The following is a 24457-nucleotide window of genomic DNA, read 5'->3' as shown; positions in this document are numbered from 1 at the left end:
CCAGAACGACGGATGATCGGGAACAGACCCGGAATTGTAGCGCCGCCCCGGAAAGCCGGCGTTACTCGCCGCCGAAGGTTTCCCTGGCCTTCTTGCCGGTGGCGCGACCGACCTCCGCAGCTTCGCGTCCGATCTCGCGCCCCACTTCGCCCGCGCCGTGGTAGACCTCGACGGCCGTATCCTTGACACCCTTGCCGAGCTCCACGGCACCGCCAGCCACCGCCTTGGCGCCAGTGGCAACGTCGTGCGCGGCGGACTTGGCGCCATCCTTGGTTTCCTGCACGGAGCAGGCAGCCAGCAAAAGACAGATCAGGATCGATGGTATGCGGTTCATTTCACTCTCCATTGCCACGGTTCAGCGGCCCAAGTCTTCACCGTTGCTTTCAGGCTGCCATAGTAGCTCCGTCACGCGCAGACGCACGGATTTGCCGCTGGGCACGGTCCAGTCGATGGTGTCACCCACACGCAGGCCCAGCAAGGCCGCACCGATGGGCGTGAATACCGACAGGCGGGGGCCATCGTCGAGTCCGGCATCCCGCGGCCACGACAGCGTGTATTCATACACCTCGGGCTCAGGATCGAAGACGAAACGCAGCCTGGAATTCATGCTCACCACGTCTGCGGGGAGCTCGGAGGGTTCGAGCAACTCGGCGCGATCGAGTTCCTCCGCCAGGACATCGGCCACCGCGACACCGCGCGCGGCCGGCGAATCGAGCAAGGCATGCAGTCGTTCGTAGTCGAAGGTAGTCAGCGTGATCTGAGGCAGCATGGCGGGTCTCCCGAAAGTGACGCACAAAAGAAAAGGGGCTGTTGCCAGCCCCTTGGTTCTGCAGTTGCAGGCTGTGTTTATTTGACGCGGTTGCGGTACTCGTCGGTGCGGGTGTCGATTTCGATCTTGTCACCGATTTCGACGAAAGCCGGCACCGGCAGTTCAAAACCCGTCACCAGGCGGGCGGGCTTCATGACCTTGCCGGAGGTGTCACCCTTGACGGCAGGCTCGGTGTACTCGACCACGCGCACCACGGAGGTCGGCAGTTCGACGGAGATGGCCTTTTCGTTGTAGAACACCACTTCGCACTTCAGCCCGTCTTCCAGGTACTTCAGTGCGTCGGTCATGTTCTCGGCTTCGATCTCGTACTGGTTGTACTCCTCGTCCATGAACACGTACATCGGATCGGCAAAGTAGGAGTAGCTCACTTCCTTGCGCTCAAGCTGGACGACTTCGAACTTGTCATCTGCCTTGTACACGAATTCGGAACCGGCGCCGGTGAGCAGGTTCTTGAATTTCATCTTCACCTGAGCGGCGTTGCGGCCACCCTTGGAGTATTCGGCTTTCTGCACGACGAGGGCGTCGGCGCCGACCATCACGACGTTACCGGAGCGGAGTTCTTGAGCTGTTTTCATGAGGACACCTGGATGTGGCGCCCAAACGATGTGCGCCTGACGAGATTTACAAAGCCGGGCATTCTAGCAAGTTTTTGCTGAAAATCAGCAAGTTGGAGGCGAGGTCCGGTTTTTCCGCCAGGACTGCGCGCCAATGCGCCGCGTGGTGCTGCAACGCAGGCAGGGCTGCCTGCAGCCGCTGCCAGGCGCCGGCCAGATCGGCCTCCGCCTCCCAGGCCTGCCAGAAGGCCCTCAACGCAGCGCCGGTGCCATCATCCAGCCCCGCCATGTAGCGGTCGAGAAAGGCTTCCAGCTTGAGCAGATGGGCCCCCTCTTCGTGGCGGTAGATGTGCCAGACCAAAGGCCGGCCTGCCCACTGCGCACGCACGAAGGAATCCTCGCCGCGCACGATGTTGAGATCGCAGGCAGCCAGCAGACAGTCGTAGTCGGCCTGAGGCAGGAACGGCAGAAACGCCAGCGTGAGGTTGCCGACCCGGCCGCCCTCTTCCACCGCCTGTGTGGCCAGCCAGGCCCGCACACCGGGCAGATGGCGCCCGGCAGTCACGGCGCAGAACACCGGCAGCGCCCCCGTGGCCCAGGCCGTAAGCAGGCTGCCCAGCCCTTCGTTCTCGTAGCTGAACAGCGAAACCGCCAACGCCCCGGCAGGTGGCATCAGGCCCAATGTCCGCCAGAAAACTGCCGGCTGCACGCGTACCTCGTCCAGCGCCTCGCACAGCCCGGCCTCGCGCAGCAGGCCGCCCGTCCTGTCGGTGAAGCCGGGATAGAAGAAATGGCGGACCAATGGCAGACGCGGATGCGGCGAAGGCATGGCATGGCAGCCCTCCACCCAGTCCTCGGCACTCAGGTACTCGACGTCCACCCACAGCGGACGCTGCTGTCTGCCGGCCATCGCCGCGAGATATTCCGGCGGCGGCTCGGCACCGAAAGCCTCGATCACCAGATCCGCCGGCACGGCCTGCGCGGCGGCGGCATCCCAGCGACGGATCTCTACGCCATCCAGCACCTGGCAGCGCCGCTCCGGAGCCAGCGCAGGCGCAAGCAGATGGAAGACGGCGGGTTGATCCACCCACAGGCGCACGGCCAGCCCATGCTCGCGCACGAGCTGGCGCGCCAGGCGCCAGCTCACGCCGATGTCACCGTAATTGTCGATGACCCTGCAGAAGATGTCGCAGCTTTGCAGCATCACGATGGAAGAAAACCGTCACCTTGGGGCGGCCCAACAGCAAAACACGGGCCGGTTCGATCCCGACTCCCCGCCTCAGACAGCCAGATTCTCGTACAGCGGCGTGGAGAGATAACGCTCGCCGTAACTCGGAATGATGATCACGGTGGTCTTGCCCGCGTTCTCCGGGCGACGCGCCACCTGCAGACCGGCATACAGTGCAGCCCCCGAAGAAATGCCGATCAGCAGGCCTTCCTCGGCTGCCGCCCGGCGGGCGTATTCGAAGGCGTCGGCATTCGCCACGCGCAGCACCTCGTCGTAGATGGTGGTGTTGAGTACGCCCGGCACGAAGCCAGCGCCGATGCCCTGGATGGGGTGCGGGCCGCGCTGGCCACCAGACAGCACCGGGCTGGCTTCGGGCTCCACGGCATAGACCTTCACACCGGGCTTGAGGGTTTTGAGCGTCTCACCCACACCGGTCACCGTACCGCCGGTACCCACGCCCGCCACGAAGAGATCCACCTTGCCCTCGGTGTCGCGCCAGATTTCCTCGGCCGTGGTGCGGCGATGCACGGCAGGGTTGGCGGGGTTATCGAACTGCTGAAGAATGAAATAGCGCGAATCGGCGGCGGCCAGTTCCTGCGCCTTGCGGATCGCCCCCGGCATGCCCTCCGGCCCCGGCGTCAGGATCAACTCGGCACCGTAGGCCTTGAGCAGCAGACGGCGCTCGCGGCTCATCGTCTCGGGCATCACGAAGGCGCACTTGTAACCCTTGGCGGCACAGACCATCGCAAGGCCGATACCGGTGTTGCCGGAGGTGGGTTCGAGGATGATGCTGTCCGGCCCGATCAGGCCGTCGGCCTCGGCAGCCTCAATCATCGCGGCGGCAATGCGGTCCTTTACGCTGTGGCCGGGATTGAAATACTCCAGCTTGGCCAGCACGGTGCCGGTGATGCCTGCAGCGAGACGATTGATGCGGACCAGCGGAGTATTGCCGATCAGATCGATGACGTTGTTGGCGATACGCATGGAAACCTCCTTTTGGGAATATGGGCCGATTTTAGACACGAGTCTCTGGAACAAGAAATCCACAGGCAAATGAAAGATAGCCCCTCGTTCCATCGCGATGCGATGGCCCGGTCCCCCAGGGGGACGCTTTTTCATCTTGGAGCGGTCCGGCGATGAAAAAAAAGGCGCTGTCGGAGTTAGCTGTTGAGTCTCCATCGCCCGGCCGCCTCGTTGAGGCAAAGTGCGGGGGAAATGGCGTTCCGATAGCGCTCAAGGAGGCGGCGCCAGCCCAGATAGTTGTCGAGGTACTTGGTTGCTACGCCATTAAAGCGGCGCATCCACGTCTTCAGGCGACTGTCATAGGCATTGACGTTTTGGATGTGGAATACGCCGTCGATGACACGAATGCCTTGCTGTACGTTCAAGGCACGATGGGCCACGCCAGTCAGGCGCGCGAAGGTTTTGTAGACGCTAGCTCCGTCGGTACAGAGCACGGCATCAGGTGCGATCAGCGGGTGCAAGGCGGCGATCACATGGGGTGCATCCAGCTTGGTCAGACGGAAGTTGGCAGTCTCTCCACTACGGTCGCGCACGACCAGAACCGCGATCTGATCCGCACTGATGCCCCGGGTTCGCCCGACCCCACCGCGCCGACGAGCTGTTCGGGGTAGGTGGCGCTGTCCCTTGAAGGACTCCAGGAAGAAGGTTTCATCGGCCTCGATAATGCCGTTTTCATGAGTAGCCTGATGCCGGGCGACCTGCTGCAGAAACCGGTGACGCCAGAGAAAGGCCGTGTTTTTGTCGATCTGACACTGCTTGGCCGCCGCTCGCACGCTCACGCCGTCAATCATCTCCTGAGCATAGCGCGGCCACTGTTCGCGCCTGCGCAGATGCGCCAAAGGCGTTCCGGTGAGCGGGTTGCATGTCTTGCCGCAGCCTTGGCATCGATAGCGAGGCAAGCCGTGACTTTGCCCCCAAGGGTGAAGCCGCTCGGCGCTTGCACCACAGCGCGGACAGCTCGCCGGGCGGGTGCCGAGCTCGCCCAAAGGCGCCTTCACCTGTCCCGACAAGGCCCGTGCCAACCTGGTGCGTTGTCGATCTGTCAGCAAGTTCAGCTGCTGTAGATATTCCGAAAAAGCTTGTTCAAGCATGATGGACCTCCTGCTGTCCCATTCATGCTTTCAGTTTAGAACCTGCAACAGCTAACTCCGACAGCGCCAAAAAAAAGGGGGCCTGAGCCCCCTTTCCTGTCACCCTGCAACCTGCTTGACGCTCATTTGAGCGTGCTGTTCCGGTACTCGAAGTGGCGGTTCACCGGGAAGGTCGTCGCGGCCTTGGGGTTGCCGAACTGGATGGTCTGCGGCGTGGTGGAGCTGTAGGGACGCTTGGTGCCCGCGCCGGGAGCCCAGGGCTCCGTGACGCTGATGTGCGCGCCGATCACGGAATCGCGCACCACCACCAGACCGTTGGGCAGATGCTTGCTGCCATCCTTGGCGGTGTAGGTGCCGCTGCTGTCATCCCAGGGACGGCCAAGATAGCTGCCACCTGCAGGCAGTTTGCCATCCGAGGTGAACTTGCTGTTCACCGCCAGGAAACCGACCGGGAAGATCTGCGCATGGCTGGGCGCGAACACATAGCCGCCTTCGGAACCTTCACGGGCCAGGCTCTTGAATTCCGCCTGATCGAACACGGCGATGCCACGGCCGAACACGTAGTCGGTATCGCCTTCGATATAAACCTTGCTGAAGTAGGCACGCGCCAGCAGGCTCAGGTTGGAGGAGCTGACCTGCAGCGTGTCCTGGTTGCCGAGGAAGCGCACGTTCTCATAGATCTGCTTGTCGCCACGCGTGGTCACCGCCACGGCCTGCAGGCCGCGCGAGGCGCTGCTCTCGTCGAAATCGTTGGAGAAGGTCAGGTTCTTGGCCTGGAAACCATCGGCGTAGGCCATGAAGGTGGTACTGCCGCTAGTGCCGTAGCTGTCGGCGCCGGAACGACCCTCACAGGCGTTGAGTACCAGTTCCTTGGGCTTGGGCGTCCCGTTGGATTTGTTGTCGACGATCACGACCTTGCTCGCATCGCCATCCAGGCCATACAGCGTGACCGGCGGACCGCCCTTGAGGCAGGTCTGGCCACGGTAGATGCCCGGCTTGACGAGGATGTAGACGCGATCGCTGCCACCCTTGGCAACGGCAGCATCCAGTGCGCTCTGCAGTGTCTTGTGCGTGCCGCTGCCATCGGCAGCCACGGTGTAGGCGGGCTTGAAGCCCGTCACATCGCCAATTTCATTTCTTGACCAATCCCAGCTGAAAAACCGCCGCAGAAAATCAGTTACGCCATTTCGCTCCACGGGATCCCAAGGATCGGTCTTCAACTCTTCGACCGAGCCCATTTGGGCGAAATACACAGCCGGCGTAGCCAGGGCGGCCTGCCCCGCAGTGAGTTGCGGACGGGTTGCCGTGCCGGGGACTTCAGGGGCCTGGCCAACGCTGGCGCAAGCGCCGAGCAGAGCGGCAGCCAGCAGGCCACCACCAAGATGCAGTGTATTCACGCGACTCCTCCTCGAATGTGATTTCTTATACAGGTCCAGATTGGGACCGGAAACATCACTCTACCCGGGAGAAACCCCGGCTGCCAAGCAAGCTATCTGACGCCGCTCAAGCCCGGGGGAAATCGTGGCGGGGCCGGAAACAGCCCCGCCCGTGGCCTCAGAAGGGCAGCTGAATACCCGGCCAGACGGCCTCCAGCGCCTTGCGGAACCCGGCCTGGATGCGTGCGATGGCGGCCTCGGAATCGGCTTCGAAGCGCAGCACCACCACCGGCGTGGTATTGGAGGAGCGTGCCAGACCGAAGCCATCGGCGAACTCGACACGCAGGCCGTCGATGGTGATGCGCTCGACTTCACCTGCGAACTTGCCGCCGGCCTTGAGCTTCTCGACCAACTGCACCGGCTCGCCTTCCTTCATCTTGATGTTCAGCTCGGGCGTGCTGATGGCGTCCGGCAGAGCCTTCAGCACGGCATTGGCGTCCGGACTGCGGGAGAGGATTTCCAGCAGGCGCACACCGGTGTAGAGGCCGTCATCGAAGCCATACCAGCGTTCCTTGAAGAACATGTGACCGCTCATCTCGCCGGCCAGCGGTGCGCCGGTTTCCTTGAGCTTGGCCTTCACCAGCGCGTGGCCGGTATTCCACATCACCGGCTCACCGCCATGCTTGCGGACCCAGGCAGCCAGATTGCGGGTGCATTTCACGTCGTAGATGATCTGGCCGCCCGGCACGCGCGACAGCACATCGGCGGCGAACAGCATCAGCTGGCGGTCGGGGTAGATGATCTCGCCATCCTTGGTGACCACGCCAAGGCGGTCGCCATCCCCATCAAAGGCCAGGCCGATCTCGGCATCACCATTCTTCAGCGCATGGATCACGTCTTCCAGGTTTTCGGGCTTGGAAGGATCGGGGTGATGATTGGGGAAGTTGCCATCGACCTCCGAAAACAGTTCGGTCAGCTCGCAGCCCAGGCGCTTGTAGAGCTCCGGCGCGGTGTTGCCGGCCACGCCATTGCCGGAATCGAGCACGATCTTCATCGGCCGGGCCAGCTTCACGTCGCTCAGGATGCGCTCGATATAGGCTTGGCGCACATCGCTGTGCGTCACCTTGCCGGGTGCCACAGCCTGCACCAGACGGCCTTCGACGATACGGCGGCGCAGATCCTGGATCAGCTCGCCGAACAGCGTCTGTCCGCCCAGCACCATCTTCAGACCGTTGTATTCGGGCGGATTGTGGCTGCCTGTGATCGACACGCAGGACTGCGTATCGAGGTGCCAGGCGGCGAAATAGGTGATCGGCGTCGCCACACAGCCGACATCGATCACGTCGATGCCGGTGCTGGTGATGCCTGCGGCCAGCGCACTGGCGAAATCCGGCCCGGAAAGACGGCCATCACGACCGATCACAATGGCCTTCAGGCCCCGCTCCACGGCCTCGGAACCCAGCGCCTGGCCGATGGCCTGCACGGTCTCGACCGTGAGGGATTTGCCGACGATGCCACGAATGTCATAAGCCTTGAAGATCTCGGGTGCCGGGGAAGACATGAAGCGCTGCTCCAGGGTGATTGTGCGAGGCGGGAATTATACGCACGCCCTCTTCCGGGCCGCTTCAGACTTGCACGGCCGGGCCGATATCAAAAAAGCCCCCTCGCTTGTCGCGGATACGACGGCGTAGCCCCCTGGGAGGCATTTTTTGCCTTGGGACGGCCCAGCGACAAAAAAGAAATACCTGGTTCGTGCAGCGGCTATCGCGGCGATCACGGGACGGCCCTTTAATGAGAGGAAAACCCATGGACTGGTTGGACAAACTGCAGGTCCGCACCCGGCTGGCGCTGGTCATCAACACCGCGCTGCTGGGCTTGCTGGCCCTGGCAATCTTCGCCGTGATCGAATCAACGGCCACGCTCAACCGCGGCCATGAGGAACGCATCCGCCACCTCGTCGAAGTTGCCGACGACATCATCGGCAACTACCGCAAGCTGGAAGCCGACGGCAAGCTGAGCACGGCCGAAGCCCAGACACAGGCCAAGGAAGCGCTGCGCACGCTGCGCTTCGGCACCGACGACGACTTCTTCATCTACGACTTCGACGGCAAGGGCGTGATGGTGGCCGGCAGTCCCCAGATCGAAGGACAGGCCATGCTCGGCAAGACCGACGCCAAGGGCTTCAAGCTCTGGGATGCGCTGGTAGCCACGGCCACCACCGGTTCCGGCTCGGGTTATGTGCATTACGACTTTCCACGTGCCGGACAGACCGCATCGGCACCCAAGCTCGCCTATGTGGCCGCCGTGCCGGCCTGGAAATGAATCCTCGGCACCGGCGTGTATATCGATGACGTCGCCGTGGTCCGCAACCAGCTGGCCCTGTATTTCGGCCTCGTCGGCCTCGTCGCGATCCTGCTCACGGGCCTGATCGGCGGCCTGGTGGCACGCCACATCGTGCGTCAGCTCGGCGGCGAGCCCACGCAGCTGATGACCATCATGCAGCGCGCCGCCGCAGGCGACCTCAGTACCCGCTTCGAAGTCCACAACCGCGCCAGCGACAGTGTGCTGGCACAGCTACGCCAGATGCTGCAGGGCATCGGCACACTGGTGCGCGAGATCCACACCACCTGTGCCGAGCTCAACACCAGCGCACGCACCGTATCGCAGACCGCCAGGGATGTTTCTTCGGCGGCCCAGCAGCAATCGGAGGCCACCGGTGCCATGGCGGCCGGCATCGAGGAGCTGACCGTCTCGGTCAATCACATCGCGGACAACGCCCATCAGACCGAACTGGAATCCCGCAGGGCCAGCGAGCTGGGGGCCGAAGGCGAGGCGCGCGCGAGCAGCGCCGTGGGCGTGATCAGCGACATCTCCACCACCGTGGGTCAGGCTGGCGAACGCATCGTCAGCCTGCTGCACCGTGCCGACGAGATCAGCTCGATTGCCGACGTGATCAAGGAAATCGCCGCGCAGACCAACCTACTTGCGCTCAACGCCGCCATCGAGGCCGCGCGTGCCGGCGAGCAGGGCCGGGGGTTCGCCGTGGTGGCCGACGAAGTGCGCAAGCTGGCCGAGCGCACCACCCAGGCCACCAGCGAGATTGCCGGCATGGTTGGCTCCATCCAGAGCGAAACGCGCGACGCTGTCGGCGTGATGGAATCCGCCGTGCCGAAGGCCCAGGCCGGCGTGGCCTCGGCGGAATCCGCCGCGCAATCGCTACGCCAGATGCGCGAAAGCGCCGAAGCCACGCTGACACGCATCCGCGACGTGGCCGACGCCACCCGCGAGCAGAGCCAGGCCAGCAACAGCGTGGCCCAGCAGGTGGAGCGCATCGCCCATATGGTGGAAGAAAGCAGCCAGGCTGTGGCCTCCTCCGCCGAGACGGCGCATCAGCTAGAACGTCTGGCGGCCACGCTGCATGCCTCGGTGAGCCGCTTCCGCGTCTGACCCGGCCTTTCACGCGCCAAAGCCCGCCCCTGTGTAGCCTCTCGCAAGTGCGGGCCTTCTGACGCACACGGCCATCGGCACCCGAGCGGTGCCGGCATCAATACTTCTTGTAGGGCAGGAACTTGCCGCTCATGGTGATGCTCACGCGGTCGCCGGCCGGATCGGGCTCGCGTTTGAGGTCCATGCGGAAGTCGATGGCGCTCATGATGCCGTCACCGAATTCCTCGTGGATCAGCTCCTTGAAGATGGTGCCATACACGCTCACCAGTTCGTAGAAGCGGTAGATCAGCGGATCGGTGGGCACGGCGGTGGGCAGCGAGCCCTTGTAGGGCACCACCTGCAGCAGGGCCACGGCTTCTTCGGGCAGCCCGAAGAGCTTGCCGACCTTCACCGCCTGCTCTTCGTTCAGCGTCATCTGCCCGAGCAGCGCGGCCGTGGTCCATTCCTTGGACTGGCCGACCGTCTCGGCGATCTGGCTCCACTTGAGCTTCTTGGCGATCTTGCTGGCGACGATCATTTCGGTCACGTCTTCACGTTTCATTTTCAGGCTCCTTGAGCGGTCAGGTGAGGGGTTGGGATTTCTTCGGCCAGGCCCGGGCACACCCGGGGCGGATGACGGGGGTCGTAGCCGGCCAGCTGCGCGGCATCGGCATAGTCCTTCGAGCGGTTCACCAGGAAGTCGACCAGGTGGTTGCGGATGCGGTAGTACTGCGGGTCGTGATGGATGCTGGCGCGCGTACGGCTGCGCGGCAGGGTGATCTCGACGATCTCGGCGATCTTCGCCCGCGGCCCGTTGCTCATCAGCAGGATCTTGTCGGCGAGCAGAATGGCCTCGTCCACGTCGTGGGTGATCATGAACACGGTCTGCTGCGTGGCCTGCACGATCTTCAGCAGCTCATCCTGGATGGTGCCGCGGGTGAGCGCGTCCAGCGCACCGAAGGGCTCGTCGAGCAGCAGCATTTTCGGCTCCACGGCGAAGGCCCGCGCGATGCCCACGCGCTGTTTCATGCCGCCGGAAAGCTCGGCCGGCTTCTTGTGCAGAGCCTGGCCCAGGCCGACCATCTCCAGATATTTCGTGCCGTGCGCCTCAATCTGCGCGCGCGACCATTCCGGATGCCGCGAGCGCACGCCGAAGGTCACGTTGGCCAAGGCCGTCATCCACGGCATCAGCGCATGGCTCTGGAACACCACGCCGCGATCCAGCGCCGGGCCGCGCACTTCGCGGCCATCCATGATGACGTGGCCGCCGCTGGCTTCCTCCAGCCCCGCCAGTACGTTGAGGATGCTGGTCTTGCCACAGCCGGAGTGGCCGATGATGCAGGCAAACTCGCCGCGCTCGATGCCGAAATGCATGCCGACCAGGCCGATCACGAGGATGGCGGTGAAGATGTTGGTGATGGAGAGGTTGTTCCACTCGTTCCACACGAAATAGCCGATGCCGGTGCCGCCGACGAGCATCTCGGCGGCCACGATCACCAGCCAGGCGATGCCGATGGAGATGCGCATGCCGGTCATGATCGTCGGCGCAGCGGCCGGCAGGATCACCTGGAAGGCGGTGCGCAGGCGACTCACCTCCAGCGTGCGTGCCACGTTGAGCCAGTCACGCCGCACGCTGGCGACGCCGAAGGCGGTGTTGAGCAGCATCGGCCAGATCGAGCAGATGAAGATCACGAAGATCGCCGAGATGCCTGAATCCTTGATCGTGTAGAGCGCCAGCGGCATCCAGGCCAGCGGCGAGATCGGCTTGAGGATCTGGATGTAGGGATCCAGCGCGTGATGGAGCAGCGGCGACATGCCGATCACGAAGCCGAGCGGAATCGCGATCAGCGCAGCGAGCAGGTAGCCCACCAGCACGCGGGCGATGGAATGGCCGATCTGGATACCGATGCCCTTGTCGTTAGTGCCGCGGTCATAGAACGGATCCTTCAGATGCTCCCAGAGCTTGGCACCCACCTCGCCCGGGCCGGGGAAACTGCTTTTCTGCCCGGTGGTGGCGGCCGCGCCCACCAGCGCGGCATATTCAGGGTCGACAGCCAGCTCGCCGCTTTCGCCAGCGTGCGTGGCCAGATGCCACACCGCCAGCCCGAGCAGCAGCAACAACAAGGAAAGCAGGGGCGCCAGCCAGGGTTTGGGTTTATTCATGTGCATGAGATGAATCAGGATGCGTCGTCATTCCGATGGAGGCCGGGTGCAGGATCGATACCGCCAGGTCAGGCGCCAGAGCCGTCGGTTGGCGTCATCCCGGCAAAAGCCGGGATCCAGAAAGCGCCTCGAAACCCCTGGATTCCGGCTTTTGCCGGAATGACGACATAGGTGGCTGCAGTACGCCGCGACAACCCGGCCACTCAGCTCCGCTTGATGGCAAAGCCCTTCAGGTAGGCCTCGGGCTGGGCCGGGTCGAATTCCTTGCCCATCACCGTGAACTTCTTCGAGCCGCTGGGCGGTGGCGTGAAGCCGGCCTCCTTCATCAGCCGCGTGGCGTCGGTGGCCAGATAGACCTCGCGCGCGATCTTCTGGTAGTCGATGTCGCCCTTCACCTGCCCCCAGCGCTTCATCTGGGTGAGGATCCACACCGCGAAGGAGTCGTAGGGGAAGGGATCAAAATCGATGCGCGCCGGATCGCGCTTCACGCCACCCAGGCCGTCGGGGTAGGTCCCGGTGAGGATCTGCTCGACCACGGTGAGCGGCTGGTTGAGATAGTTCGCCGGCGCGATGGCCGCCGCGATTTCCTTGCGGTGCTCGGCCTTGCTAGCATAGGCGGTGGCTTCGAGAATGGCCTTGAGCAGCGCCTGGTAGGTGTTGGGCATGCTGCTGATGAATTCCTTGCTGGCGGTGAAGGCGCAACAGGGATGGTTGTTCCAGATCTCCTTGGAGAGCAGGTGGATGAAGCCAACGCCGTCATACACGGCACGCTGGTTCATCGGGTCCGGTCCGAGGAAGCCGTCGATGTTGTCGGCGCGCAGGTTGGCCACCATCTCCGGCGGCGGTACGGCACGGATCTGCACGTCGGTATCCGGGTCCACGCCATGCTCGGCGAGGTAATAGCGCAGCAGGTAGTTGTGCATCGAGTAGTCGAAGGGCACGGCGAAGCGGAAGCCCTTCCACTGCTTGGGGTCGCGCTTGTCCTTGTGCTTGATCGACAGCGTGATGGCCTGGCCGTTGATGTTCTCGATAGCCGGCGCGGTCATCGGCACGGGGCTCGCACCCACGCCCATGGCGATCGCCAGCGGCATCGGCGTGAGCATCTGGGCGGCGTCGTATTCCTTGTTCAGGGTCTTGTCGCGGATCACCGCCCAGCCGGCGGTTTTCACCACTTCCACGTCCAGGCCCTGCTTGGCATAGAAGCCCATCGGCGCGGCCATGATGATCGGCGTGGCACAGGTTATGGGAATGAAGCCGACCTTCAGCTTCTGTTTCTCCAGCTTGCCACCGCTCTGCGCGAAGGCTTCCTTGGCCGCCCCCAGCGGGAAGAAGGTGGAGATCGCCGCCAGCGCGGTGCCGGCACCCACGGCACGCAGGAAATTGCGCCGCTGGCTGTCGTCCGGAAAGATCGCGCGCATCACCGCGCCTTCCACCGCGCGGTCCTGGGCGGCCTGGAGCGCGATATCGTGCTCGGCCTGGCTGGCGTGGCGGCCGCAGGAGCAGCCGCGATGCAGCGCTTGATCCGGGTCGAAGGGGTTGCGGAAGATCGACATGGCGGTTTCCTTTCTGGTTGGCGAGCCCCCGGGAAAGTCCCGGGACGGCCCGGCGACTTGCTCAAACGACGGGTTCCGGGCTGGTGGCCGGGGCAGAGGCGAATTCGATGTCATCGCGGTACAGGCTCCAGGCGCGCTGGTATTCTATGATCCGCGCCACCTCGCTGATGAAGCCTTCGTCGTAGCCGGCGCGGGCGAGCAGGTGGAAGCCCAGTTCCATGCCCGAGCTGATGCCACCGGCGGTGACGATGCGGCCAGCGTCCACCACCCGCGCGCGGCTCACGCGGCAGGCAGGGGCAAGCTCGGCGAGGCGGTCGATGGGCGTCTTGCCCAGGTGCGAGGCTTCGAGCCGGTCCGGCTCCTTGCGGGTGGTGGCGGGCAGGCCGTCGAGCAGACGCATGCGGGCGTAGATCCACGAGCCGGTGCACACGCTGGTGAGCAGGCAGGCTTGCGGCAGCGCGCGGATGTAGTCGTGCAAGCGGCGGTTGTACATTTCCTGCCGCGTGCCGAAGCCGCCGGGAATCAGGAAAGCATCGATGGCCGGCTGGTCCGCCAGACCGTAGTTGGGCAGCACCGTAAAACCGGCCTGCGTCTGCACCGGACGCAATGTCTCGGCGATCAGGCAGATGTCGATCTCGGGATCCAGCCGACGGGCCACCGACAGCACCCCGGCGGGTGCGGCGTAGTCGATGACTTCGGCGTCCTTGAAGACGTAGATCCCGAGGCGGAAACCGGCGATGCGTGGCATGTGGCGCTCCCTGTGTGTGAGGCACAGATTAGGGAGGTTGGCCGCAGGCCGGTATGAAGGGAACGATGATTGTGTTGTAGCGGAATCGCTACAACGGCCGGGCAGGGTACCCGGCACGGCAGGCGGAAAGCCCCGGCACGCCGGGGCTCTCGTATCAGGTCAGGCGGCGAGCGGCAGGGATGCCTTTTCCATGTTCGCGTAACGCCAGGCTGCGGTCAGCACGCGCGGGGTGCGCGCCTCTTCCGGCACCAGCAGCAACTGGCGTGCACGGATGCTGCGGCCCAGGCGCAGGTCGCCCGTGGTCACCGCCAGCGGGATCGCGCCCACCAGCGGCGCATACACCGGCGCCAACCACAGCGCGGCAGCCGGATGACTCAACTGCGCCAGCACGCCCCATTGCGCGGCCAGCAGGCTGTCACCGAAGAAACCGCGTGCGGCATCGCGCCAGCTCAGCGCATCGGCTTCACGCGGGGGCGACTTCGACTTCCATTCCAGCTTGACGCCAGTGATCGCTGCGATCACGAAACTGGTGTGCGCGAACATGCGGATCGGCGCCTGCAGCACGGAAAGCACGGCCTCGATCAGTGCGCTGGCGACCAGACGCAGCGTGCCGCCGAACTGGACCTGCTCGCCGCGCAGACAGATCGCGGCCACGCCGAGCACGCGGGGCAGCATCAGCAGCACCGCGGTGAACCACCACAGACCTTGCAGCGCGGTAGGCGTGGACGTGAGTTCGCCGTAATCGACGAAACCCCAGGCCAGTGTGCCGACCAGCAGATAGCACAGCCACAGCGGCGCCGAGGCATAGGCCAGCACGCCCGTCAGCAGCATGGCGCGGTGAGCGGGCGTGAGGCCTGGCTCGACGATCAGGCGGGCATTGAGCATGTTGCCCAGGCACCAGCGGCGATCACGCTGCAACTCGTCGAGCAGATTGCACGGCACCTGCTCGAAACTGCCGGGCAGATCGGGCACCACCCAGACGTGGTAGCCAGCGCGACGGATCAACGCGGCCTCGATGAAATCGTGCGACAGCACGTCGCCAGAGAGGCGACCCTCGCCTTCCAGACGGGCCAGGCCGCAGTGACGCATGAAGGCTTCGATGCGGATGATCGCGTTGTGGCCCCAGTAATGCGAATCGCCCAACTGCCAGAACTGCATGCCGGCGGTGAACAAGCTGCCGGTAACGCGCGAGGCGAACTGCTGCGCGCGGGCATGCAGGGTGGTCTGGCCACAGGGGCGCGGCACGGTCTGGATGATGCCGGCACGCGGATTGGCCTCCATCAGCTTGACCAGGCCAGTGAGGCATTCACCGCTCATCACGCTGTCGGCATCGAGCACGACCATGTAACGGTACAGGCGGCCCCAGCGGCGGCAGAAGTCGGCCACGTTGCCGGCCTTGCGCTTGCCGGGGCGCTTGCGCACCCGGTAGAACACGCGCGGGCCGCCCTTGGCGTCGAGCTCGGCGCGCAAGGCCTGCCAGGCCGCGCGTTCTTCGGCCTGACGGGCCGGATCGCGGGTATCGGAAAGCATGAAAACGTCGAAATGCCCGGCCTGCCCGGTGGCGCTCAGCGACTCACAGGTGGCCTGCAGCCCGGCGATGACCGTGGGCACATGCTCATTGCAGATCGGCATGATGATGGCGCTGCGCGCATCCGTCGGGATCTCCACGCCTTCCGCCTGACGCGCGGAAAGCACATGGCGGTCGCCTTTCAGCATGACCACGAAACCCATCATGGCGGACCAGAAACCGGCCGAAACCCAGGCCACCAGCGGCACGAAAAGCAGCAGCTGCAACAGGGAAAGGATGGGCATGCCGCGCCAGTCCAGCACGCGCAGCAATACCAGGCTGGTGGCGATACAGGTGAGCGCCATCAGCAGCACCAGCAGCGAACGGCGGCGTGTGGCTACGGCCTGCCAGGGCAGGGCAGGCTGGGTATCGAATTGCGGCACGGCGCGATGCGATTGCCCCCGCAGCCGGCGCCAGGCTTCACGTGCGCCGAACCACGGGGATGCCGGTATCGAACCGCGCAGCAGCGGCGGCGTCTCGGCGGTAGTCGAAGCCATGACTGAAGCGGGGGAGGGATCGTGTTCCATGGTTTTTGTGTCCTGCTGAAGCTGAAGGCCGACGCGCAATGCTTGCGGCGCGCCATCCAGCCATCCGGCGCGTGCCAGTCAGACCCTGGCAAGGACCGCGACGTCCGGCTTTAAACCGTTTAACGCGGTAACCATGGATCCGATGACACAAAAGCCGGGATTTACCTTTTGATTTGAAAAATCCAGAAAAATCATCGAGATGAAACAGGCGAAAACCTCAATCCGCCTGAATTTCCGGGCTGGGAAGGCGCATGCGTCCACCGTATCGCCGGCTGGATGCCTGAGAACCTGTTCAAAGTCTGTCGCGAGAGGCCGTCAGCGGAGCGAAGAGCAGCACAGGAACTGGAGTGTATGTGGATACATGAGGATTCCGAGCAGCGCATGAGCCCCGATCACGGCCTCGCAGTAAGACTATGAACAGGTTCTGACGGCGGATTAAACGGCAGGATGCGCCATGAAGGCGAGTGAGCACGGCTGTCAGGCCTGCAGCAGCCGATGCCTGGCCGCGTAATGCGCGATTTCCAGGCTGTTGCGCAGCCTGAGCTTGTCGCAGATGCGTGCGCGGTAGGTGCTGATGGTATTGGCCGAAAGCGAGAGCTGGCGCGCGATATCGCTCACGGTCTGGCCCTGGGCAAGCAGTTGCAATACCTGGAATTCGCGATTGGAGAGCGTTTCGTGCGGGGCCTGCCCGTGATCGCGGCGGATATCCTGCGCCATCAGTTCGGCGATCTCCGGCGTCACGTAAGTCGCTCCTTCGGCCGCGCGGCAGATCGCGGCGAACAGGGTTTCGGGAGAGCAGCCCTTGTTGAGGTAACCGGCTGCACCGGAGCGGATGGCACGCAACGCGAACTGGGACTCCGGATACACCGACAGCATCAGCACGCCCACGCGTGGGAATTCCTGGCGGATGCCGCCGAGCAGGTCCAGGCCGTCGCGCTCGCCCAGGGCGATGTCGAGCAGCACCACATCGATGGGCTGGCCGCGCAGCAAACGCAGCGCGGAAGGGCCGTCCACCGCTTCGCTGATCTCGCCGATGCGCGCATCCTCGGCCAGGATCTGGCGCAGACCGCGGCGGATGATCATGTGATCGTCGACGAGCAGGATGCTGATCATGCGAAGACTCCCCTGAGTTGCACACGCACCGTGGTGCCTCCGCCGGGCGTGCTGTCGATGTCGAGGCTGCCGCCCAGCGCACGGGCACGCTCCTGCATGCCGAGCAGGCCGAAGCTGGTGGGCTGGGCCGGCGCCTGCATGCCACGCCCATCGTCGCGCACCGCGAGCAGCAAGCTGTCGCCCTCGGCGCGGGCCCGCAGTTGCACATGGCGGGCCTGGGCATGGCGGCTGATGTTGGTGAGCACTTCCTGCACGATGCGATAGAGCGCGATTTCGGCCTCACGCCCGAGCCGGCATTGCTCGATCTCCGGCGGACAATCGAAATGGCAGCCCAGGCCGCTGCGTTGCTGGAAATCCGTAAGCAAGGCCTCCAGCGCGGCCCAAAGACCGAGGTGGTCGAGCACGCCAGGGCGCAGGTCGTTGAGGATGCGACGCACCGCGCCCATGGCGGTACCGGCGATTTCCAGCATGCCGTCGAGCTTGGCCTGCAGCGCGGGCGCGGCCAGCTGGCCGCGCAGCCAGTTCATCTCCAGTTGCAGCGCGGTAAGCGAGGCGCCCAGATCATCGTGAATATCGCGCGCGATGTGGCGGAGCTCCTCCTCGCGCACCTGGTTGAGGTGGGCGGAAAGCCGTTGCAGCGCGAGGTGGGAAGCGCGCAGGCGCTCGCTGGTCGCCTGCAACTCGGCGGTACGCCGTGCCACGCGGCGCTCCAGTTCGTCATGCGCGGCCTGCAATGCCGCCTCGGTGCGCTTGCGCTCGGTGATGTCACTGAAGGTAACCACCGCACCCACCACCTTGTCGCCCTGCTCGCTGTCGCGGATCGGGTAGGACGCATATTCGGCGGCAAAGGCGCTGCCATCGCGCCGCCACAGCACCTCATCGTCCACCCGCGTGCCGCGCCCTTCCTGGAAGGCACGAAAGATTCGGCAATCGTGCACCGGCATCAGGGCCGCATCGGCGTGGGAATGGTGGATCAGGTAATGCATGTTGCGGCCCAGCACCTCGTCGGGCGTATAGCCCAGCATCTGCGCGCCGGCCGAATTGATGAAGATGCAGCGGCCGCGCAGGTCGATGCCATAGATGCCCTCGCCGGCCGACTCCAGCAGCATTTCGAGCTGCCGCCGCCAGGCATGGTGATGGGAGAGCTGATGCAGTTCGGCAAACATGGCACGGGCGGTGGCGGGCTGGAACGCAGTCCACAAGCAAGGCAGATGCCGACTGCCTGCAATGCCCGCCATGCGGTGGATGGCGACTCCGGAAGGCCGCCCGGCCTGCACCAGCCTGAAGCAGCAGGCACCCGGCTGTGGCAAGCTCGGCGCATGGAGCTCTTCTACGCCGACCACTTCGTGCTGCCGCTGCCGCCCGGCCATCGCTTCCCGATGGCGAAATACCGCCTGCTGCGCGAACGCCTGCTCACCAGCGGGCGCTTCGCGGCCGGAGATTTCCGCGTGCCGCCGGCGGCCACCGACGGGCAGCTAGCCCGCGCCCATGCGCCGGACTACATCCACCGCGTGATCACGGGTGGACTCTCGGCCACCGAGCAGCGCGAGATCGGCCTGCCCTGGAGCGAAGCCATGGTGGAACGCTCGCGACGTTCGTCCGGCGCCACGCTGGCTGCAGCACGCGCAGCGATGCGGCACGGCGGCTGCGCGGTGAACCTTGCCGGCGGCACCCATCACGCGGCGACGGATCATGGCAGCGGCTTCTGCGTGTTCAACGACGCCGCCGTGGCCGCCCGCGCCTTACAGGCCGAGGATGGCGTCGGCCACATCGCCATCGTCGATTGCGATGTGCACCAGGGAGATGGCACTGCCAGCATCCTTCAGGATGACGCGGCCATCTTCACCTTCAGCATCCATGCCGAGAAGAACTTCCCGGTGCGCAAGCAGCGCAGCGATCTGGACATCGGCCTGCCTGACGACACCGGCGACGAAGCCTATCTCACGGCCCTGGCCGGCGGGCTGGCACAGGTCTTCAACCGCGCGCGGCCCGAACTGGTGATCTATCTCGCGGGCGCCGATCCCTTCGTGGGTGACCGCCTGGGCCGTCTGGCTCTGAGCAAGGCTGGGTTGCTGGCACGCGACCACATGGTGCTCACGCGCTGCCGCGAGGCCGGCATCCCGGTGGCGATCGCCATGGCGGGCGGCTATGCGGACCGGATCGAGGACGTCGTCGACATCCACGCCGCCACCGTGTTGCTCGCCGCCAGCCTGTTCGCGGAGGCTGCATGCTGATCCTCGGCGTGGATTTCACCTCGGCGCCCAGGCCGCGCAAGCGCATTACGGTGGCGGAAGGCTGGCTCGACGACGCCGGTCTGCATGCGCTGCGCCTGCGCGAATGCAGAGACTGGGCGGCCTTTGAAGCCTGCCTGCATCAGCCCGGTCCCTGGTGTGGCGGATTCGATTTCCCGTTCGGCCTGCCACGCGCACTGATCACGCAACTGGGCTGGCCGGCGGAATGGGCGGCATTGGTAAAGCATCTGGCGGCGCTGGGAAAACCGGCCTTCCGCGCCGCGCTGGATGAAGTACGCAGCGCACGGCCGATGGGCCAGCGCTATCTGCATCGCGCCGCAGACCTGCCGGCACGCTCGCACAGCCCGATGAAACTCGTGAATCCGCCCGTGGGCCTGATGTTCCTTGCGGGCGCACCACGCCTGCTGGCAGCCAACGTCAGTATTCCCGGCATGCACCGGGGCGACCCCGGGCGCATCGCGCTGGAAGCCTATCCAGCCCTGCTGGCACGTGAATTCACGCGTGAATCCTACAAACGCGATGGCAAGAACGGCAGCACGCCGGCGCGCCTGGCTACGCGTGAATGCATCCTCACCGGCCTGTGCGCCGGTTCACACCGCCTCGCACTGCCGCCGCCATTACGCGAAACGGCACTCCTGGATGGCAGCGGGGACAACCTGGATGCCCTGCTGGCGATGCTCGCCGCAGCCTGGTGCTGGCAGCGGCGAGCACAGAACTACGGCCTGCCGCCGGATTTCGATCCAGTCGAAGGCTGGATCGCCACCTGCGCACCGGAGCCGTGATTCAAGCCTTGCGGCGATAAGCCCAGATCATCATCGCCACACCGGCCAGCACCATCGGCAGGGACAGCCACTGCCCCATCGAGAGCTGCCCGGCGAGCAGGCCGAGGAAATCGTCCGGCTCGCGCGCGAATTCGGCAATGAAGCGGAAGCTGCCATAGCCGATCAGAAACAGGCCGGAGACTGCGCCCATCGGCCTGGGTTTGCGCGAGAACAGCCACAGGATGGTGAACAGCGTCAGCCCTTCGAGCGCGAACTGGTAAAGCTGCGAGGCATGGCGCGGCAGGCCGGTGAGCACCTGCTGGCTGACCGGGTCCACGTATTGCACCAGCGAGGCACCGAGTGCCGGCTGCGCCTTCACCAGCGCCGCATCGGCATGCCAGGCCTGCGGGAAGAGCATGGCCCAGGGCGCATCCGGCGAAGTCACACGCCCCCACAGCTCGCCATTGATGAAATTACCCATGCGCCCGGCCGCCAGGCCCGTGGGCACCAGCGGCGCGACGAAATCGCCGACCTGCAGGAAGTGGCGCCGGGTCTTGCGCGCAAAGAACCACAAGGCGAACAGCACGCCGAGCAAACCGCCATGGAAGGCCATGCCGCCTTCCCAGACCTTGAGGATGTCCAGCGGATGCGTGAGATAGAAACCGGCCTTGTAGAACAGCACGTAACCCAGCCGCCCGCCGAGGATCACGCCGAGCATGCCGTAAAACAGCAGGTCATCCAGCTCGTTGCGGCTCCAGCCCAGATCCGGACGATTCCTGATGCGCCAGCGCCCAAGGAGGACGAACAGTGCGAAGGCCAGCACATACATCAACCCGTACCAGCGCACATGCAGCGGGCCGAGCGAGAAGAACACCGGATCGAACTGAGGATGCAGCAAGGGGGAGGCGGGCATGATACGTGGCGGCAGGCTAGAATTTAGGGCTCATATTGAACCACATTGGCGCGCCAGACTCCTCTTCCCCTGGTCCGCTCCCGGAGACCCAGCCATGCCCGAATACCGTTCCCGCACCTCCACCCACGGCCGCAACATGGCCGGCGCCCGCTCGCTGTGGCGCGCCACCGGCATGAAGGATGGAGACTTCGGCAAGCCAATCATCGCAGTGGTCAACAGCTTCACGCAGTTCGTGCCCGGCCACGTACACCTCAAGGACATGGGCCAGCTCGTCGCCCGCGAAATCGAAGCGGCCGGTGGCATCGCCAAGGAATTCAACACCATCGCCGTGGATGACGGCATCGCCATGGGCCACGGCGGCATGCTGTATTCGCTGCCCTCGCGCGAACTGATCGCCGACAGCGTGGAATACATGGCCAATGCCCACTGCGCGGATGCGCTGGTGTGCATCTCCAACTGCGACAAGATCACCCCAGGGATGCTGATGGCCGCACTGCGCCTGAACATTCCGGCCGTGTTCGTCTCCGGCGGCCCGATGGAAGCCGGCAAGGTGATCGCCAGCACGCCGGGCGCCGAGAAGGTGATCAAGCTGGATCTGGTCGACGCCATGGTGAAGGCTGCGGACAAGAACGTATCCGACGCAGAGGTGGACGAGATCGAGCGCTCCGCCTGCCCCACCTGCGGCTCCTGCTCCGGCATGTTCACCGCCAACTCGATGAACTGCCTGACCGAGGCACTGGGCCTCTCGCTGCCGGGCAACGGCACCGTGGTCGCCACCCACGCCGATCGCAAACAGCTCTTCCTGCGTGCCGGCCGCCTCATCGTCGAGCTCGCCAAGCGCTACTACGAGAAGGACGACGAAAGCGTGCTGCCGCGCGCCATCGCCAGCTTCGCCGCCTTCGAGAACGCGATGAGCCTGGACGTGGCCATGGGCGGCTCCACCAACACCGTGCTGCACCTGCTGGCAGCCGCACGCGAGGCGGGCATCGATTTCACCATGGACCACATCGACCGCATCTCGCGCAAGGTGCCCTGCCTATGCAAGGTCGCGCCGGCCACCGACAAGTACCACATCGAAGACGTGCACCGCGCGGGCGGCGTGATGGGCATCCTCGGCGAACTCGCCCGCGCCGGCCTCATCAACACCAGCACCTTCACCGTGCACAGCCACACTCTGAAGGGCGCACTGGAACAGTGGGACGTGATGCACAGCGCAGACCCCAAGGTGCACGATTTCTACCGCGCGGCACCGGGCGGCGTGCCCACTCAGGTCGCCTTCAGCCAAGACAAGCGCTATTCCGAGCTGGACCTGGACCGCACCAAGGGCTGCATCCGCGACAAGGCAAATGCCTACTCGCAGGATGGCGGCCTGGCCGTGCTCACCGGCAACATCGCACGCAACGGCTGCATCGTGAAGACTGCCGGTGTGGACGAATCGATCTGGCAATTCACCGGCAAGGCCCGCGTGTATGAAAGCCAGGAAGACGCGGTGAAGGGCATCCTGGACGAAGAAGTGCAGGCGGGTGACGTGGTGGTGATCCGCTACGAAGGCCCCAAGGGCGGCCCCGGCATGCAGGAAATGCTCTACCCCACCAGCTACCTGAAGAGCCGTGGTCTGGGCAAGCAATGCGCGCTGCTCACCGATGGCCGTTTCTCCGGCGGCACCTCCGGCCTCTCCATTGGCCATACCTCACCTGAAGCGGCGATGGGGGGCGAGATCGCGCTGGTCGAGGATGGCGACACCATCGAAATCGATATCCCCAACCGCCGCATCCATCTCGCCATCGGCGATGCCGAGCTGGCCAGCCGACGTGCCGCAATGGAGGCCAGCCCGGACGCCTGGCGCCCGGTCAACCGCGTGCGCCCCGTTTCCGCCGCATTGCAGGCCTACGCTGCGCTGACCACCTCGGCCGACACAGGCGCGGTACGCGACGTGAGTTAGCTCAAGCGCTGAATCGCCCCTGCACCCCCTCCGCCTGGGAACGCCCCAGCAACAGAAACCCGGCTTTTGCCGGGTTTTTCATTGGTTCCTGCTCACATCACCGGAGAAGGAACGGGTGCTATCAGCTGGTTCCGTCGCAGGCGCTTGATCCGATACATCTGCGCATCGGCCAGACGGAATGCTTCCTCTGCATCGGCAATCTGCAAAGGATCGATCACCACCACGCCCACACTTGCCCCGGCGTAGGCAAAACTGACCTCCTTAAGCTGATAGTCACCCGTGGTGGCCGCCGTGATGCGCGCCTGCAGCGATTGCGCTGCCGCCTCACCATCGCAGGCCGGGCAGGGCACGACGATACCGAACTCATCCCCACCGAGCCGGCCAACCGCATCCATCGTCCGCAATCCACCGCGCAGGCGCCGGCCGATCTCCTGAAGGAACAGATCGCCCACCTGATGCCCATGGGTGTCGTTGATGCTCTTGAAGCCGTCCATATCGACCAGACCGACCAGCACCCGCGTACCGTCCCTCTGTGCCTTGCCAAGCGCACATGCCAGTGTGTCGGTGATCGCACGGCGGTTGGGCAGATCGGTCAATGCATCGATCAGTGCGAACGAGGCCAGGCGAGTATTCGCTTCGCTCAGCTCGGCGAGCAACATCCTTGCCGCGCACTGGAGTGCTGACGTAGGTGCGGATTCCCATCTCCCGGGCCGCCTGCGAATCGCCCCAGCATGCCGAAACATCCGGCGTGTAAGTGCGCCCTTCATTGAGCGAACGGCTGCACAGAGTGTCATTCCAGGGAACATCGATGCCTTCCGGGACCTGCACCGTGCCAGCGTTTCGCGCGAATTCCACATGCTGCACACCCTTCGCCAGGTCGATGGTGGTCAGATAGGTGGATTCCATGCCCGTGGCCGTGCTGAGAATCTCCAGCAACGGCCGGGTCAGCTGTTCGACCGATTCGGCGCGCGGCACCGCGGCAGATAGCTGCGAAAGAAGAAGATCCATCAGAAAAAAGCTTTATCCGTGCAAAACCAGGGGCAAGTCTAAATCGCCCCGGTGATCAGTTCCCTTGTCCTGGCGCAGGGATCCTGATGGAAGCGTTGGAAACAGCCGAAGGCCTTGTATCTTTAAGCCTCGGACCGGCTCGGGTAGCCCAAGCGGCCTCTGGGATGTTTGAAGCCCGTGACTGAGCACTGGGCGCCTGAGCCGGACCGTCCTTTCTTGCAGCCCGAACGGTTGTAGGAATCTTTAGTTCGCATAAACAAGGATGGGAGCGAGAGGACGTGTCCGACTCTGTTTTTATAGGTATCGACGTTTCCAGCCAGACGCTGGAGGTCGCCAGCAGCGATCAGGCCAAGACTTGGCAGGTCGCCAACGACGCAAGCGGC

At 64.6% G+C, this 24457-nt stretch carries 21 protein-coding genes and 1 pseudogene; 5 read left to right on the top strand and 17 right to left on the bottom strand.

Going from position 1 to position 24457, the window contains the following annotated elements; all coding sequences use genetic code 11:
• Positions 1-61: 61 nt before the first annotated feature.
• The 8 genes and pseudogenes from BGI27_RS07310 to BGI27_RS07275 form a co-directional block, all read right to left on the bottom strand.
• Positions 62-334, bottom strand: a complete 273-nt coding sequence (locus tag BGI27_RS07310; RefSeq protein WP_095524233.1) for a hypothetical protein — start codon at positions 332-334, stop codon at positions 62-64.
• Positions 335-355: 21 nt separating this feature from the next.
• On the bottom strand, positions 356-769 hold the full coding sequence (gene rnk / locus BGI27_RS07305) for a nucleoside diphosphate kinase regulator (protein WP_095524232.1): 414 nt from the start codon (positions 767-769) through the stop codon (positions 356-358).
• Positions 770-846: 77 nt separating this feature from the next.
• Positions 847-1404 (bottom strand): elongation factor P, encoded by a 558-nt coding sequence (gene efp / locus BGI27_RS07300; RefSeq protein WP_095524231.1) that lies wholly within the window; start codon positions 1402-1404, stop codon positions 847-849.
• Positions 1405-1450: 46 nt separating this feature from the next.
• A complete protein-coding gene (gene earP, locus BGI27_RS07295; RefSeq protein ID WP_095524230.1) occupies positions 1451-2587 on the bottom strand; it encodes an elongation factor P maturation arginine rhamnosyltransferase EarP in 1137 nt (378 codons plus the stop codon).
• A 75-nt stretch (positions 2588-2662) separates the two neighbouring features.
• Positions 2663-3595: a cysteine synthase A gene (gene cysK, locus BGI27_RS07290; RefSeq protein WP_095524229.1), complete on the bottom strand. Its 933-nt coding sequence runs from the start codon at positions 3593-3595 to the stop codon at positions 2663-2665.
• A gap of 194 nt (positions 3596-3789) precedes the next feature.
• A pseudogene (locus BGI27_RS07285) lies at positions 3790-4725 on the bottom strand (IS1595 family transposase); the annotation flags it as partial.
• A gap of 122 nt (positions 4726-4847) precedes the next feature.
• Positions 4848-6122 (bottom strand): pectinesterase family protein, encoded by a 1275-nt coding sequence (locus tag BGI27_RS07280; RefSeq protein ID WP_095524227.1) that lies wholly within the window; start codon positions 6120-6122, stop codon positions 4848-4850.
• A 157-nt stretch (positions 6123-6279) separates the two neighbouring features.
• Complete coding sequence (locus BGI27_RS07275; protein WP_095524226.1) at positions 6280-7662, bottom strand: phosphomannomutase/phosphoglucomutase; 1383 nt, start codon at positions 7660-7662, stop codon at positions 6280-6282.
• 245 nt (positions 7663-7907) lie between these two features.
• On the opposite strand from BGI27_RS07275, the gene BGI27_RS07270 reads away from it, so the two are divergent.
• Positions 7908-8423 carry a cache domain-containing protein gene (locus BGI27_RS07270; protein ID WP_170943067.1) on the top strand — a complete coding sequence of 172 codons (516 nt, stop codon included), beginning with the start codon at positions 7908-7910 and terminating at the stop codon, positions 8421-8423.
• 15 nt (positions 8424-8438) lie between these two features.
• Complete coding sequence (locus BGI27_RS07265) at positions 8439-9548, top strand: methyl-accepting chemotaxis protein (protein WP_095524224.1); 1110 nt, start codon at positions 8439-8441, stop codon at positions 9546-9548.
• Between the two features lie 97 nt (positions 9549-9645).
• Here the strand turns inward: BGI27_RS07265 and cynS are convergent, their stop codons facing one another.
• From cynS to BGI27_RS07230, 7 genes are all read right to left on the bottom strand, one after another.
• Positions 9646-10089 (bottom strand): cyanase, encoded by a 444-nt coding sequence (gene cynS, locus BGI27_RS07260; RefSeq protein ID WP_095524223.1) that lies wholly within the window; start codon positions 10087-10089, stop codon positions 9646-9648.
• A gap of 2 nt (positions 10090-10091) precedes the next feature.
• Entirely contained in the window at positions 10092-11690 is a 1599-nt protein-coding gene (ntrB, locus tag BGI27_RS17965) for a nitrate ABC transporter permease (protein ID WP_095524260.1), read from the bottom strand.
• A 203-nt stretch (positions 11691-11893) separates the two neighbouring features.
• The gene (locus tag BGI27_RS07250; RefSeq protein WP_095524222.1) at positions 11894-13243 is read right to left on the bottom strand and encodes a CmpA/NrtA family ABC transporter substrate-binding protein; all 1350 of its coding nucleotides are present in this window, start codon (positions 13241-13243) and stop codon (positions 11894-11896) included.
• A gap of 61 nt (positions 13244-13304) precedes the next feature.
• Positions 13305-13991, bottom strand: a complete 687-nt coding sequence (locus BGI27_RS07245) for a DJ-1/PfpI family protein (protein ID WP_095524221.1) — start codon at positions 13989-13991, stop codon at positions 13305-13307.
• A 159-nt stretch (positions 13992-14150) separates the two neighbouring features.
• Positions 14151-16085: a glucans biosynthesis glucosyltransferase MdoH gene (mdoH, locus tag BGI27_RS07240; RefSeq protein WP_095524220.1), complete on the bottom strand. Its 1935-nt coding sequence runs from the start codon at positions 16083-16085 to the stop codon at positions 14151-14153.
• A 477-nt stretch (positions 16086-16562) separates the two neighbouring features.
• Positions 16563-17198 (bottom strand): response regulator, encoded by a 636-nt coding sequence (locus tag BGI27_RS07235; protein ID WP_095524219.1) that lies wholly within the window; start codon positions 17196-17198, stop codon positions 16563-16565.
• Positions 17195-18364, bottom strand: a complete 1170-nt coding sequence (locus BGI27_RS07230) for a PAS domain-containing sensor histidine kinase (RefSeq protein ID WP_095524259.1) — start codon at positions 18362-18364, stop codon at positions 17195-17197. Before BGI27_RS07230 ends, BGI27_RS07235 begins: the two co-directional genes overlap by 4 nt.
• Before the next feature lie 153 nt (positions 18365-18517).
• Here BGI27_RS07230 and BGI27_RS07225 point away from each other — a divergent pair, with 153 nt between their 5' ends.
• Entirely contained in the window at positions 18518-19432 is a 915-nt protein-coding gene (locus BGI27_RS07225) for a histone deacetylase family protein (RefSeq protein ID WP_095524258.1), read from the top strand.
• A complete protein-coding gene (locus BGI27_RS07220; protein WP_095524218.1) occupies positions 19426-20232 on the top strand; it encodes a DUF429 domain-containing protein in 807 nt (268 codons plus the stop codon). The genes BGI27_RS07225 and BGI27_RS07220 overlap by 7 nt, the downstream gene beginning before the upstream one ends.
• Position 20233: 1 nt before the next feature.
• Here the strand turns inward: BGI27_RS07220 and lgt are convergent, their stop codons facing one another.
• Positions 20234-21124, bottom strand: coding sequence for a prolipoprotein diacylglyceryl transferase (gene lgt / locus BGI27_RS07215; protein WP_095524217.1), 891 nt, complete (start codon positions 21122-21124; stop codon positions 20234-20236).
• Between the two features lie 94 nt (positions 21125-21218).
• Between lgt and ilvD the strand changes: the two genes are divergently transcribed.
• Positions 21219-23066, top strand: a complete 1848-nt coding sequence (ilvD, locus tag BGI27_RS07210; RefSeq protein ID WP_095524216.1) for a dihydroxy-acid dehydratase — start codon at positions 21219-21221, stop codon at positions 23064-23066.
• A 92-nt stretch (positions 23067-23158) separates the two neighbouring features.
• Here ilvD and BGI27_RS17960 read toward each other — a convergent pair whose 3' ends face one another.
• Positions 23159-23725 carry a GGDEF domain-containing protein gene (locus tag BGI27_RS17960; protein ID WP_223871658.1) on the bottom strand — a complete coding sequence of 189 codons (567 nt, stop codon included), beginning with the start codon at positions 23723-23725 and terminating at the stop codon, positions 23159-23161.
• Positions 23726-24457: the final 732 nt, after the last annotated feature.

The sequence above is a fragment of the Candidatus Dactylopiibacterium carminicum genome (genome assembly GCF_014736495.1).
Classification (GTDB): Bacteria; Pseudomonadota; Gammaproteobacteria; order Burkholderiales; family Rhodocyclaceae; genus Uliginosibacterium; species Uliginosibacterium carminicum.
This window is presented reverse-complemented; position numbering and strand designations above follow the sequence as displayed.

Excerpts from the sequence above, each read along its gene's own strand:
- BGI27_RS07310 (WP_095524233.1), bottom strand. The coding sequence starts at position 334 with ATGAACCGCATACCATCGATCCTGATCTGTCTTTTGCTGGCTGCCTGC.
- rnk (WP_095524232.1), bottom strand. The coding sequence starts at position 769 with ATGCTGCCTCAGATCACGCTGACTACCTTCGACTACGAACGACTGCAT.
- efp (WP_095524231.1), bottom strand. The coding sequence starts at position 1,404 with ATGAAAACAGCTCAAGAACTCCGCTCCGGTAACGTCGTGATGGTCGGC.
- earP (WP_095524230.1), bottom strand. The coding sequence starts at position 2,587 with ATGCTGCAAAGCTGCGACATCTTCTGCAGGGTCATCGACAATTACGGT.
- cysK (WP_095524229.1), bottom strand. The coding sequence starts at position 3,595 with ATGCGTATCGCCAACAACGTCATCGATCTGATCGGCAATACTCCGCTG.
- BGI27_RS07275 (WP_095524226.1), bottom strand. The coding sequence starts at position 7,662 with ATGTCTTCCCCGGCACCCGAGATCTTCAAGGCTTATGACATTCGTGGC.
- BGI27_RS07270 (WP_170943067.1), top strand. The coding sequence starts at position 7,908 with ATGGACTGGTTGGACAAACTGCAGGTCCGCACCCGGCTGGCGCTGGTC.
- cynS (WP_095524223.1), bottom strand. The coding sequence starts at position 10,089 with ATGAAACGTGAAGACGTGACCGAAATGATCGTCGCCAGCAAGATCGCC.
- ntrB (WP_095524260.1), bottom strand. The coding sequence starts at position 11,690 with ATGAATAAACCCAAACCCTGGCTGGCGCCCCTGCTTTCCTTGTTGTTG.
- BGI27_RS07250 (WP_095524222.1), bottom strand. The coding sequence starts at position 13,243 with ATGTCGATCTTCCGCAACCCCTTCGACCCGGATCAAGCGCTGCATCGC.
- BGI27_RS07245 (WP_095524221.1), bottom strand. The coding sequence starts at position 13,991 with ATGCCACGCATCGCCGGTTTCCGCCTCGGGATCTACGTCTTCAAGGAC.
- mdoH (WP_095524220.1), bottom strand. The coding sequence starts at position 16,085 with ATGGAACACGATCCCTCCCCCGCTTCAGTCATGGCTTCGACTACCGCC.
- BGI27_RS07235 (WP_095524219.1), bottom strand. The coding sequence starts at position 17,198 with ATGATCAGCATCCTGCTCGTCGACGATCACATGATCATCCGCCGCGGT.
- BGI27_RS07230 (WP_095524259.1), bottom strand. The coding sequence starts at position 18,364 with ATGTTTGCCGAACTGCATCAGCTCTCCCATCACCATGCCTGGCGGCGG.
- BGI27_RS07225 (WP_095524258.1), top strand. The coding sequence starts at position 18,518 with ATGGAGCTCTTCTACGCCGACCACTTCGTGCTGCCGCTGCCGCCCGGC.
- BGI27_RS07220 (WP_095524218.1), top strand. The coding sequence starts at position 19,426 with ATGCTGATCCTCGGCGTGGATTTCACCTCGGCGCCCAGGCCGCGCAAG.
- lgt (WP_095524217.1), bottom strand. The coding sequence starts at position 21,124 with ATGCCCGCCTCCCCCTTGCTGCATCCTCAGTTCGATCCGGTGTTCTTC.
- ilvD (WP_095524216.1), top strand. The coding sequence starts at position 21,219 with ATGCCCGAATACCGTTCCCGCACCTCCACCCACGGCCGCAACATGGCC.
- BGI27_RS17960 (WP_223871658.1), bottom strand. The coding sequence starts at position 23,725 with ATGTTGCTCGCCGAGCTGAGCGAAGCGAATACTCGCCTGGCCTCGTTC.